The sequence below is a fragment of the Rhizobium sp. ARZ01 genome (assembly GCF_014851675.1).
Lineage (GTDB): Bacteria > Pseudomonadota > Alphaproteobacteria > Rhizobiales > Rhizobiaceae > Mycoplana.
The window spans coordinates 2861031-2873132 of record NZ_JACVAE010000001.1; the positions used below are offsets into that span (position 1 = coordinate 2861031).

At 63.9% G+C, this 12102-nt stretch carries 8 protein-coding genes; 6 read left to right on the forward strand and 2 right to left on the reverse strand.

What is annotated here, in order from left to right; all coding sequences use genetic code 11:
- Nucleotides 1-5 precede the first annotated feature (5 nt).
- Together IB238_RS13545 and IB238_RS13550 are read left to right on the forward strand one after the other, a co-directional pair.
- Nucleotides 6-968 (forward strand): efflux RND transporter periplasmic adaptor subunit, encoded by a 963-nt coding sequence (locus IB238_RS13545; protein WP_192247019.1) that lies wholly within the window; start codon nt 6-8, stop codon nt 966-968.
- Nucleotides 965-4165 (forward strand): efflux RND transporter permease subunit, encoded by a 3201-nt coding sequence (locus IB238_RS13550; RefSeq protein WP_192247021.1) that lies wholly within the window; start codon nt 965-967, stop codon nt 4163-4165. Before IB238_RS13545 ends, IB238_RS13550 begins: the two co-directional genes overlap by 4 nt.
- A gap of 30 nt (nt 4166-4195) precedes the next feature.
- On the opposite strand, the gene IB238_RS13555 is transcribed toward IB238_RS13550, so the two are convergent.
- Complete coding sequence (locus IB238_RS13555) at nt 4196-5206, reverse strand: substrate-binding domain-containing protein (RefSeq protein WP_192247023.1); 1011 nt, start codon at nt 5204-5206, stop codon at nt 4196-4198.
- A 194-nt stretch (nt 5207-5400) separates the two neighbouring features.
- Between IB238_RS13555 and IB238_RS13560 the strand changes: the two genes are divergently transcribed.
- From IB238_RS13560 to IB238_RS13575, 4 genes are all read left to right on the forward strand, one after another.
- Nucleotides 5401-6420, forward strand: coding sequence for an ABC transporter substrate-binding protein (locus tag IB238_RS13560; RefSeq protein WP_192247799.1), 1020 nt, complete (start codon nt 5401-5403; stop codon nt 6418-6420).
- An 89-nt stretch (nt 6421-6509) separates the two neighbouring features.
- Nucleotides 6510-8732: an iron ABC transporter permease gene (locus IB238_RS13565; RefSeq protein ID WP_192247025.1), complete on the forward strand. Its 2223-nt coding sequence runs from the start codon at nt 6510-6512 to the stop codon at nt 8730-8732.
- Complete coding sequence (locus IB238_RS13570) at nt 8729-9787, forward strand: ABC transporter ATP-binding protein (RefSeq protein WP_192247027.1); 1059 nt, start codon at nt 8729-8731, stop codon at nt 9785-9787. Before IB238_RS13565 ends, IB238_RS13570 begins: the two co-directional genes overlap by 4 nt.
- Before the next feature lie 36 nt (nt 9788-9823).
- Complete coding sequence (locus IB238_RS13575; protein WP_192247029.1) at nt 9824-10618, forward strand: inositol monophosphatase family protein; 795 nt, start codon at nt 9824-9826, stop codon at nt 10616-10618.
- A 62-nt stretch (nt 10619-10680) separates the two neighbouring features.
- Here the strand turns inward: IB238_RS13575 and IB238_RS13580 are convergent, their stop codons facing one another.
- Nucleotides 10681-11847, reverse strand: a complete 1167-nt coding sequence (locus IB238_RS13580; protein ID WP_192247031.1) for a dihydrodipicolinate synthase family protein — start codon at nt 11845-11847, stop codon at nt 10681-10683.
- Nucleotides 11848-12102 lie beyond the last annotated feature (255 nt).

The following is a 12102-nucleotide window of genomic DNA, read 5'->3' on the forward strand; positions in this document are numbered from 1 at the left end:
CATCAATGCGCTACATCCTCTTCGCTGCCGCCCTTCTGGCGGCCGGTCCGGTTTTTGCCGGCGAAATCACGATAACGCCGACCGCCGTCACGGAATGGAAGCCGGTCTACGGCCGTGTGGAGACGCGAGACCTCGTCCCTGCACGGACTCGGATCGGCGGAACGATCACCAAGCTGCTCGTCAGCGAAGGGGACACCGTCGAGCCGGGTCAGCGCATTGCCCTCATCCGTGACGACAAGATCACGTACCAGATCTCGTCCTACGACGCCCAGCTTGCCGCCCTGCGCTCGCAACAGGAGCGGGCCCGGTCCGAACTCAGCCGCGGAAAATCGTTGATCGAAGCCGGTGTCATCACGGTCCAGCGGCTCGAGCAGCTTCAGGCGGAGCTGGACGTGACGACGAACCAGATCGCGGCCACCGAGGCGCAGCGCTCCGTCGTCGTCCGGCAGCAACAGGAGGGCGAAGTTTTGGCGCCTGCCGCCGGGCGCGTGCTGACCGTGCCCACGACACGCGGCGCTGTCGTGATGGCCGGCGAGACCGTTGCGACGGTCGGTAGCGGTGGCTTTTTCCTGCGGCTGGCCGTGCCGGAACGCCATGCGCCCATGCTGCGCCTGAATTCGAGCATCCGCATCCAGGCGGGAGGCGCCGAGATGTCGGGCCGGCTCGCCAAGATCTACCCCCGCATCGAGAGCGGCCGCGTCGTGGCCGATGTCGAGGTCGCGGACCTGGACGAAACGTTCGTCAATGCGCGTGTCCTCGTGCAGTTGCCGGTCGGGCAGAGGGATGTACTGCTTGTCCCGGCTTCGGCGATCGAAACACGCTCGGGCATCGATTTCGTCACGGTCCTCGACGAGGGCAAGCCTGTTCTTCGTGCGGTGGTCCCGGGGGAACGATTGGAACACGCGAGCGAACCGGCGGTAGAGATACTGACCGGCCTTTCCGCTGGCGAAAAGGTTGGCACGCCATGACCCCCGCCTCCAACAAGCTTGGTCTGGCCGGCTGGCTGACGCGTGCCTTCATCGCTTCGCCGCTCACACCGCTGTTCCTCATCGCGGCCTTCGTCTTCGGCCTTCTCGCAATGCTTGCCTTGCCGCGCGAAGAAGAGCCGCAGATTTCGGTGCCGATGGTCGACATTCTGGTGCGCGCCGACGGACTGAAGGCGGATGATGCCGTCAAACTCATCACGGAACCGCTGGAGGCGATCGTCAAGGGGATCGACGGCGTCGAGCATGTCTACTCGCAGACCCACGACGACAGTGTTCTGGTGACCGCCCGTTTTCTTGTCGGAACCTCGGCGGATGCCGCCGTGCTTCGTGTCCACGACAAGGTGCGTGCCAACATGGACCGCATTCCCGTCGGCGTGCCGGAGCCCCATATCGTCGGCCGGGGAATCGACGACGTGGCAATCGTGTCGCTGACGCTTTCGCCGAAGCCCGAGGCGGCCAACCACATTACCCCGAACGATCTGACGCGGATCGCCCGCGAATTGAAGACGGAGACGTCGAAGATCGAGGATGTCGGCTTCTCCTATCTGGTGGGCGCAACCGATGAGGTCATCCGCATCGCACCCGATCCGTCGAAGCTTTCCCTCTACGGCGTCACCCTCCAGCAACTTGTCGACACGGTTCGCAACGCCAATCGCGCCTTTCCGGCAGGCCGGCTGCGCCAGGACGGCGAACAGATCACACTGGTCGCCGGCGAAACGCTGACCACCCCGGCTGAAATCGGCAATCTGCTTCTCACCTCACGCGACGATCGCCCGGTCTATGTGCGCGATGTCGCCGCGGTCGATTTCGCCACAGATACCAGCGATGCACTCGTCTCGACCGTCACACACGGCGGAGACGGTCTCGTCCGCGTGCCCTCCGTGACGCTTGCCGTCACCAAACGCGCCGGTTCGAACGCCGTGACCGTCGCTAAGGCGATCCTGCACCGGGTCGAACAACTGCAGGGAACGCTGATCCCCGAGGAGATTGCCGTCGAGGTGACGCGCGACTACGGCGAGACCGCCAACGAGAAGGCCAACGAACTGCTCTTCCACCTCGGTCTCGCCACGGTGTCGATCATTCTGCTTGTCTGGTTCGCGATCGGACGGCGCGAGGCGCTGGTGGTCGCGATCGTCATCCCGGTCACCATTCTGCTGACGCTGTTTGCGTCCTGGGTGATGGGCTACACGCTCAACCGTGTCTCGCTGTTCGCGCTGATCTTCTCGATCGGCATCCTTGTGGACGATGCCATCGTCGTCATCGAGAACATCGCCCGGCACTGGGGCATGGGCGACGGTCGCGATCGGTCAAAGGCCGCTGTCGAAGCGGTCGCGGAGGTCGGCAATCCGACCATCGTGGCGACGCTGACTGTGGTCGCCGCCCTTCTGCCGATGCTGTTCGTGTCGGGAATGATGGGGCCGTATATGAGCCCGATTCCCGCCAACGCTTCCGCCGCGATGATCTTTTCCTTCTTCGTCGCCGTGACGGTAACGCCGTGGCTGATGCTGAAGGTCGCGGGGGGAAAGCCGGTCCATGCCCATGACGACCACGCGCATGGCGGGTTGCTCGGGCGCATCTATGCAGCGGTTGCGCGGCCGATCCTGTCGTCCAAGGCCAGAAGCTGGACCTTCCTTCTCGCCGTCGGTGTGCTGACGCTGGGCTCACTGGTGCTGTTCTATACCAAGGACGTCACGGTGAAATTGCTGCCATTCGACAACAAGTCGGAGCTTTCCGTCATCATCGACCTGCCCGAGGGCGCGTCGGTGGAGGCCACGGATGCAGTGGCGCAGGCAGTGGCGCGGATCACGCTGGAGATGGACGAGGTTCGGTCCGCCCAGGCCCATGCGGGTGCCGCAGCGCCCTTCAATTTCAATGGTCTTGTCCGGCACTCCTTCTATCGCACCGAACCGCACCAGGGCGAGGTGGCGATCAACCTCTTGCCCAAGGGCGAGCGCAGCCGCTCCAGCCACGACATCGCTCTCGACCTGCGCGAGCGGATCGCCAAGGTGGCGATGCCCGACGGAACCAGCCTCAAGGTCGTGGAGCCGCCGCCCGGTCCGCCGGTGATGGCGACGCTTTTGGCCGAGATCTACGGCCCCGACGGTGAAACCCGCCGCAAGGTCGCAGAGCGGGTTGAGGCCGCATTCCGCGCCGTGCCGTTCATCGTCGATACCGACAATTCCTATGGAACGGCCGCGCGTCGCCTGCGCATGACGATCTCGACCGACGACCTGGAACTGTTCCAGGTCCGGGAGGGGGACGTTTTCGACACCGTCGCCATTCTCAATGGCGGGACGACCATCGGTTATTCGCATCGCGGCGGCGGAAGGCAACCGATCCCGATCCGGGTCGAGCGGCCGAAGGGGGAGCGCACGCTTGATGAGCGCTTCCTGACCACGCCCATACCGGCCAATGTATTGCCGGGCGATCGCAGTGTCGTTGAACTCGGTGACGTCGTGCGCGTCGCGGAGGAGCGCGCCTCCTTTCCCGTCTTCCGCCATAACGGCCGCGCCGCCGAGATGGTCACCGCCGAACTCGCCGGTGCGTATGAAGCCCCACTCTACGGCATGCTCGCCGTGCAGGAAGCACTCGACGCGCAAGACTGGACCGGCCTGCCCAAACCCACCATCTCGTTGCACGGCCAGCCTGAAGACGAAAGCGCCGTCACGCTGCTTTGGGACGGCGAATGGGAAGTGACCTGGGTCACGTTCCGCGACATGGGAGCCGCATTCATGGTGGCGCTGCTCGGTATCTACATCCTCGTCGTGGCGCAGTTCGGCTCGTTCAAGGTGCCGCTGGTCGTGCTGACGCCGGTCCCGCTCACCTTCATCGGCATCCTCGGCGGCCACTGGCTGTTTGCGGCGCCGTTCTCGGCCACCTCGATGATCGGCTTCATCGCGCTTGCCGGCATCATCGTGCGCAACTCGATCCTGCTGGTGGACTTCATCCGCCACGCGGATGCCGACGGCCGGCCGTTGACGGAGATCCTGATCGAGGCGGGCTCGATCCGCTTCAAGCCGATCCTGCTCACAGCACTTGCCGCGATGATCGGCGCGGCGGTTATCCTGGCCGATCCGATCTTCCAGGGGCTGGCCATCTCGCTGCTGTTCGGTCTCGCGTCCTCGACGCTGATGACGGTGCTGGTCATCCCGGCCATCTATCGCGTGTTGAGAACCTGATAGTTTGGACCAACGATCTAGCGGGGAAGCTCAGCGGCCGCGGATGGTTTCGCGCCAGACAAGCTCGGCATGCAGCTTGACCGAGTTGCCGCGCGTCGCCCCCTCGGCGGCCGCCTCCACGATCCAGGTGACCGCCTCACTGGCGATCGCCTCTACTGGCTGGGCGAACGTCGTCAACTGGTAGGAGATCCAGGACGCCTGGGCGATGTCATCGAACCCGGCGATGCAAAGATCCTCGGGTATTGAGATCGAAAACTGGTGGCGGGCGGCATCCATGAACCCGCAGGCGATCAGGTCCGTGGCACAGAACACCGCGTCCGGACGTTGCTTGCGGGTCAGAAGCTTCTGCGCCAGCAAACGCCCGCTCTCATAGCCGGTCGGTCCAGACCGCTCGACCACCACCTCGACGCCCGCCGCGCGCGCCGCCTCCACGAAGCCTTTCTCCCGCGCCATGAGGCTCGGCGTTCCCGCCAGCGAATTGGCAAACGCAAGCGTGCGGCAACCGGCGCGCAGAAAGGCGGTGAGCACCTGGCTGCCGGCCTCACGATCGTCCAGATTGATCTTGAGCGTCCCCTCCCGGTCGTCGTTGCGGTTGATCAGCACCAGCCGCTGCCCGTTCTTCTCGCAAAGCTGGACGATGGACTGGTCCGGCATGCCGGACAGGATGATCGAGGCGTCCGCGCGGTACCGGATCGCCTGCCGCAGGGCCAGATCGACGCTGTCATCCGACCGGTCGGTGTTGACGACCATCGCAACCTTGCCGGCATTCTGGAGTTTGTCGGTCAGCGACCTGATCAGGTTCGAACGATAGGGTGTTCCGAGGTCCGCCACCACGAGACAGACAATGCCGCTCTCGTTGCGCATCAATCCGCGCGCCAGCTGATTGACCTGATAGCCGAGCGTCTCCGCCGCCTCCAGCACCTTGCGGCGCGTCTCTGGCGACACGCTGGCACCGGGCGTAAAGGTGCGCGACACCGCCGAGCGGGACACACCTGCCCGCTCCGCTACTTCCTGCGCGCTGACGAAAACCTTCTGCGTCATCGGTGATAATACCTGCTCCTTTGCGCGGAATCTGCATCAGTTTGCAATCCTGTGCAAGTCGGCTGCCGCTCAGAAAGAGCTGAAAAAGAATGAAAGGTGTTGACAGAAAAAAATGCTTCATGCAGCATTTGCACACGCTTGCAACAGCGTCCGGCGTGGAGGCGCCGGCACAGTGGGAGGAAAATATGAATACGATGAAATTGGCCGCAGCCGGCTTGGCCGCAGGTGTATCTCTTTTTGCCTTTTCCGCTCATGCGGAAGGGAACCTCAATCTGATCTGCTCGGCCGACGTGGTCATCTGCGAACAGATGAAGGGCGATTTCGAGAAGGAAACGGGCATCGCCGTCAACATGGTGCGCCTGTCGTCCGGCGAAACCTATGCAAAGATCCGCGCCGAGGCCCGCAACCCGAAGACGGACGTCTGGTGGGCCGGCACGGGTGACCCGCATCTGCAGGCCGCGTCCGAGGACCTGACTCTCGAGTACAAGTCTCCGATGCTCGACCAGTTGCAGGACTGGGCCGTGAAGCAGGCCGAAAGCGCCGGCTACCGCACCGTCGGCGTCTATGCCGGCGCGCTCGGCTGGGGCTACAACACCGACATCTTCGCCAAGAAGGGCCTGAAAGAACCCAAGTGCTGGGCCGATCTGCTCGACGCCTCGCTCAAGGGCGAGATCCAGATCGCCAACCCGAACTCTTCGGGCACGTCCTATACGGCGCTCGCCTCGCTGGTCCAAATCATGGGCGAGGACCAGGCGTTCGACTACCTGAAAAAACTCAACGACAACGTCTCGCAGTACACCAAGTCCGGCTCGGCACCCGTCAAGGCGGCAGCGCGCGGCGAAACGGGCCTCGGCATCGTCTTCATGCATGACGCGGTGTCGCAGACGGCGGAAGGCTTCCCGGTCAAATCGATCGCGCCTTGCGAGGGCACCGGATACGAGATCGGCTCGATGTCGATCATCAAGGGTGCCAAGAACCTCGACAACGCCAAGAAGTGGTACGACTGGGCGCTGACCGCTCCGGTACAGTCGCGCATGAAAGATGCAAAGTCCTTCCAGCTTCCGTCGAACAAGACCGCCGAGGTGCCGAAGGAAGCCCCGAAGTTCGAGGACATCAAGCTGATCGACTACGACTTCAAGACCTATGGCGACCCGGACAAGCGCAAGGCGCTGCTTGAGCGCTGGGACCGCGAGATCGGCGCCAACGCGAACTGATCCCGTTCACATTATGCGCGGGGGCATCCAATGCTCCCGCGCAATCAGCCCATTCGCAACGCTTCATGACGTGAAGCGAAGGACCTTGCATGAGCAATCGCAGCCGCAATCTGGATATCGTCCTCGCCCTCTGCGCCGCCAGCTTTCTCCTTCTGCCGTGGTACAGGATCGAGGGCGGCTTCTTCGGTCTCGATTGGCTCAGCGGCTTCCCGACCGGTGCCGCCGAAGCCCCCGGCTTATTGCAAATGCTGCATGGTCGCACATGGCTCGCCCCCGTCGCCGCATTGCTCGTCTTGGCCATTGCCGCACGCTTCGTCGGCGATCCGATGCGGCGCGGCAAGATCTTTGCCTGGATCGGCGCGCTCGGCATCGCCTTCCTTGCCCTGCAGGGTTTGGCGATCGGCTTCACGGGCTGGACCTGGACGATCAGCGAAACCCTGTTCGGACCGCTTGCCGACGGTCAGCCCTCGATGGGCGCAGGCGCTGTGCTCGTCGGCATCAGCTTCGTCCTGCTGTTTTCCTTCGGGCTTGCCGATCGCGGCGTATTGAAAGGCGACGTCTTCGTCGTCTCCGCAATCTCGATGCTCGTCTTCCTCGTGGCGATCTTTGTTTTCTATCCCGTCGGCAGCATGCTGGTCGGTGCCTTCCAGGATTTTGACGGCTCCTTCAATCCGGAAGGTTTTACCCGCAACATTATCGACCCGTCGATCTGGAGCCTCGATTGCGTGATCGGCGGCACACGTTGCGGTGTTGCCTGGCGTACCCTCTGGCTGGCTGTCATGACCGCAACCGGGGCGACCGTCCTCGGCCTCGCCTTCGCCCTTCTCGCCACACGTACGGGTTTTCGCTACAAGAAGGCGCTCCGGCTTCTGACCGTTTTGCCGATCATCACGCCGCCCTTCGTCGTCGGCCTTGCCCTGACGCTTCTATTCGGGCGTTCCGGCGTCGTCACCCAGGGCCTATCCGCGGCGTTCGGCATCGAACCCGGCCGCTGGCTCTATGGCCTCACTGGCATCTGGATCGCGCAGGTCCTGTCCTTCACGCCCATTTCCTTCCTCGTGCTGATCGGCGTGGTCGAGGGCGTCAGCCCGTCGATGGAGGAAGCTTCGCAGACACTGCGGGCCGACCGCTGGCGCACCTTCTGGCGCGTCTCCATGCCGCTGATGAAGCCCGGCCTCGCCAATGCCTTCCTCATCGCCTTCATCGAGAGCATGGCCGATTTCGGCAATCCCATGGTGCTCGGAGGCAGCCACGGCGTGTTGTCGACGGAGATCTTTTTCGCTGTCGTCGGCTCGCAGAACGATCCGTCACGCGCGGCGGTGCTGGCGATCATCCTGCTCTGCTTCACGCTGTCGGCCTTCCTGGCGCAGCGGCTCTGGCTCTCCGGCAAGAATTTCGCCACCGTCACCGGCAAGGGCGACAGCGGCGCCCATGCCGCCCTCCCCCGCTCCGTCTCGATCGGCGTCCATGCGCTCGTCATTCCCTGGGCAGCCTTCACAATCGTTGTCTACGTGATGATCCTCGCCGGCGGCTTCGTGAAGACCTGGGGCCTCGACAATTCGCTGACGCTCGACCACTACGCCAAGGCGTTCTCGATAGAATTCCGCGACGGCGCGATCGCCTGGACCGGGGTTGCCTGGAACTCGTTCTGGACCACGATGGAGATATCGCTCCTCGCAGCACCACTGACGGCCGCCGTCGGCCTGTTGACCGCCTATCTCATCGTGCGCCAGCGCTTTGTCGGGCGTAACCTGTTCGAGTTCGCGCTGATGTTGAGCTTCGCCATCCCTGGCACCGTCATCGGCATCAGCTACATCATGGCGTTCAACCTTCCGCCGCTGGAGATGACGGGAACGGCGATGATCCTGATTGCCTGCTTCGTCTTCCGCAACATGCCGGTCGGCGTGCGCGGCGGCGTGGCGGCAATGAGCCAGCTCGACCGCAGCCTCGACGAAGCGTCGCTGACCCTTCGCGCTGGCAGCTTCCGCACCATCCGCAAGGTCATCCTGCCGCTGCTGAGGCCAGCGATCACCGCCGCGCTCGTCTACTCCTTCGTGCGCGCCATCACCTCCATCAGCGCCGTGATCTTTCTTGTCAGCGCCGAATACAACATGGCGACGTCCTACATCGTCGGCCTTGTCGAGAACGGCGAATATGGCGTGGCGATCGCCTATTCCTCCATGCTCATCCTGGTGATGCTCGTCGTTATCGCCGGCTTCCAGTTCCTCGTCGGCGAGCGCCGGCTGCGGCGCGAAAATCGCGTCGCCCCCGCGACCTCGTCGGCCCCTGTCCATCGGGAGAAAACCGCATGAAAACCGAGCGCACCGGCTCCGTCGTTTTCGAAAACGTCCGCAAGCAATTCGGCACCTTCACCGCCATTCCCGACCTGTCGCTGACGATCGAGCCGGGAACGCTGGTGACGCTGCTGGGACCGTCCGGCTGCGGCAAGACAACGACGCTACGCATGCTCGCAGGCCTCGAGCACCCGACCTCCGGCCGCATCCTGATCGGCGGCAGGGACGTCACGATGCTGCCGGCGAACGAGCGCGACGTCTCGATGGTGTTCCAGTCCTACGCGTTGTTTCCGCATATGACCGCGCTCGACAACGTGGCTTACGGCCTCGAATCCTCCGGCCTGAAGCGCAAGGAAGCGCGCGAACGGGCCGAGGAAGGCCTGAAGCTGGTTGGGCTGGCAGGCATGGGACAGCGCCTGCCGGCAGAACTGTCCGGCGGCCAGCAGCAGCGCGTCGCCGTGGCCCGCGCGCTCGTGCTGGAGCCGCAGGTGCTGCTCCTCGACGAGCCGCTTTCCAACCTCGACGCCCGGCTGCGCCGTAGGGTCCGCACCGAAATCCGCGAACTGCAACAGCGGCTCGGTTTCACCGCCGTCTACGTCACGCACGATCAGGACGAGGCGCTGGCCGTGTCTGACCGCATCATCGTCATGAAGGACGGCGTTATCGCCCAGGAAGGTACCCCGCGTGATCTCTACGAAACGCCCGCCTCGGCCTTCATCGCTGATTTCATGGGCGAAGCGAACGTCGTCAACTGCGACGTCGTCGGTGTAGATGACGGCAAGGCGACGATCCGGGTGGAGGAACTCACACACCTCGTACCCGGACACAACGCACGCACGGGACCCGCGAAGCTCGCCGTCCGGCCCAATGCGATCACCCTACAGCCGACCCATGAAGGGTCCTACCGCGGGCGGATCACACACGCCGCCTATCTCGGCGACCATGTCGAGTACGAGGTGGAGACCACCGCAGGAACCCTGTTTGTCGTCGATCCTGCCGTGGAACGCGCCCTTGCTCCTTCGACCAACGTCGCCATCGGCTTCAAGGAACGCGGCGTCGCAATCATCGGCTGACCGCCAATCTTCTGACCATCCAGGACTATGACAAAAATGCTTGCCAACACCGATCTTCAGGCCCGCCTCGCCTTTGCCGAAGCCATGGCTGACGACGCCGGCGCCCTCGCGCTCGACTATTTCAACCGGCGGGAAACGCTCGTCATCGAGACGAAAAGCGATCCGCAGGACGTCGTCTCGATCGCCGACCGCAACGTCGAGACCCTGATCCGCAGCCGCATTGCCGAGGTTTATCCGAATGACGGCGTGCTCGGCGAAGAGTACGGGCTGGAGCCCGGCCGGTCGGGCTATACCTGGGTGATCGACCCGATCGACGGCACGAGCCCGTTCGTCAACGGCATGCCGAGCTGGTGCGTCTCGATCGGCTTGCTGCACGAGGGCGAGCCGGTTGTCGGCGTCATCTCCGCACCCTGCCTTGGCGAACTCTACGCTGCCGCTGCCGGCCTTGGTGCGAAACTGAACGGCAAAGTTCTCTCGCTCGATCCCTCACGCAACATCCGCAACGCCGTCACCGGCATCGGCGCGAACGGCCATGTGACGCCGGCGTCCGTCGCAAGGATCATCGAAGCCCTGCTGGCCGCAGGGGGCACCTTCGTCCGCAACGGTTCCGGCGCGCTCATGATCGCCTACGTCGCGTCCGGCCGCCTGGTCGGGTACTACGAGCAGTACATGCACGCCTGGGACTGCGTGGCGGGATACTGCCTGGTGAAAGAGGCGGGCGGCTGGGTGTTGCCGTTCCCGGGCGAAGGCAGATCCCTGGAAAAGGGAGGCCCGGTGCTTGCAGCCGCTCCCGGTGCCATCGACGATCTGAAACGCATAGCGGGAATTTAGAATACGGCCCAACCGGCAGCGGGGGCCAGTAGCCACCGCTGCCGGCCTCGCCCGAGCCTGCATCAATCCGCCAGTCCATGCACCGCCAGAAAGCTTTTCATCCTCGCCACCGCAAGGTCCGGTTGGTCCAGCACGTTCGCCCGGTCGGCGAGGCGGAAGATGTCGGCATAGTGCAGCATGCCGCGAGACGACTGCAGTCCGGCGGGCATGGTGAAATGGTTCTGATGGCCGTTGAGCCAGGCGAGGAACACGACGCCGGCCTTGTAGTATTGCGTCGGCACCTCGAAGATTTTTCGCGATAGCGGCACCGTGGGCTCGATCACGGCGCGGAAAGTGGCGACATCGCCGGCCGTCAGTGACGCGAGCGCCTTCGACGCCTGCGGCGCCACCGCGTCGAAGATGCCAAGTAGCGCGTGGCTGTATTTTCGTCCGTCCCCCTCGATCAGTTCGGCATAGTTGAAATCGTCGCCGGTAAAGCAGAGTACGCCCTCCGGCAACCGGTCGCGCAGCGCCACCTCCCTGGCGTTGTCGAGCAGCGAGATCTTGATGCCTTCGACCTTGTTCTGATTCTCCTCGATGATCGACAGCACCGTTTCCAGCGCGCCCTCGAAATTTTCCGAACCCCAGTAACCCGCAAGCTGCGGATCGAACATGTCGCCCAGCCAGTGCAGCACGACCTTGTCCTTCGCCTGGCCGAGGATACGGCCATAGACCTTGCGATAGTCGTCCGGGGAGGTCGCCAACCGCGCCAGCGCCCGGCTCGCCATCAGGATCGCCCGGCCCCCGTGTTTCTCGACGAAGCCGACCTGCTCCTCGTAAGCGGCGATCACGGCGTCGAGCGAGCGCGCATTGGCCGGCGCTAGGTGGTCGGTGCCCGCCCCGCAGGCGAGATCGGCGCCCGAAACCGTCCGCGCCTCGGCAAGCGAGCGGCGGATCAGCTCCTGCGCGCCGGCCCAGTTCAACCCCATGCCGCGCTGGGCCGTATCCATCGCCTCGGCGATACGGAAGCCGAGCGACCAGAGATGGTGGCGAAAGGCCAGTGTCTTATCCCAATCGATCGCCGGCTCCTCCCAGGGGCGCATATCCTTCCAGGGATCGGAGACGACATGAGCTGCGGCATAGGCGATGCGGCTAAAAGCCGGCGGCGCAGACGGGCGGGCGGTCGGCGTTCCATCGAGCGCATAACGATCGGTCGTGCCGTCTGCCTTCGGAAGGCTGACTGTCGGCATGGAAATCTCCTCCACGGTTCCGATCGTCAATAATTTAGATCGTTCCAAATTTCAAGAGCCGGAGAGACGGTGAAGCTTGGCTGAGAATAGAGAGATGTTAGCGACGATTTTGCTGGCACCGGAATCCTGAAGCGTTTGTGCAGGAATGCACCTCGGCTTACACCCGCAGCAGTGCCGATCGCCACTCGCTACGGACGACCCAGTCCCGCCCTCTGCCACGCCCGACCCGCCGGATCATACGGAGCGAAGACTCCG

Coding starts and splice junctions, on each gene's coding strand:
- IB238_RS13545 (WP_192247019.1), top strand. CDS start 6: ATGCGCTACATCCTCTTCGCTGCCGCCCTTCTGGCGGCCGGTCCGGTT.
- IB238_RS13550 (WP_192247021.1), top strand. CDS start 965: ATGACCCCCGCCTCCAACAAGCTTGGTCTGGCCGGCTGGCTGACGCGT.
- IB238_RS13555 (WP_192247023.1), bottom strand. CDS start 5,206: ATGACGCAGAAGGTTTTCGTCAGCGCGCAGGAAGTAGCGGAGCGGGCA.
- IB238_RS13560 (WP_192247799.1), top strand. CDS start 5,401: ATGAAATTGGCCGCAGCCGGCTTGGCCGCAGGTGTATCTCTTTTTGCC.
- IB238_RS13565 (WP_192247025.1), top strand. CDS start 6,510: ATGAGCAATCGCAGCCGCAATCTGGATATCGTCCTCGCCCTCTGCGCC.
- IB238_RS13570 (WP_192247027.1), top strand. CDS start 8,729: ATGAAAACCGAGCGCACCGGCTCCGTCGTTTTCGAAAACGTCCGCAAG.
- IB238_RS13575 (WP_192247029.1), top strand. CDS start 9,824: ATGCTTGCCAACACCGATCTTCAGGCCCGCCTCGCCTTTGCCGAAGCC.
- IB238_RS13580 (WP_192247031.1), bottom strand. CDS start 11,847: ATGCCGACAGTCAGCCTTCCGAAGGCAGACGGCACGACCGATCGTTAT.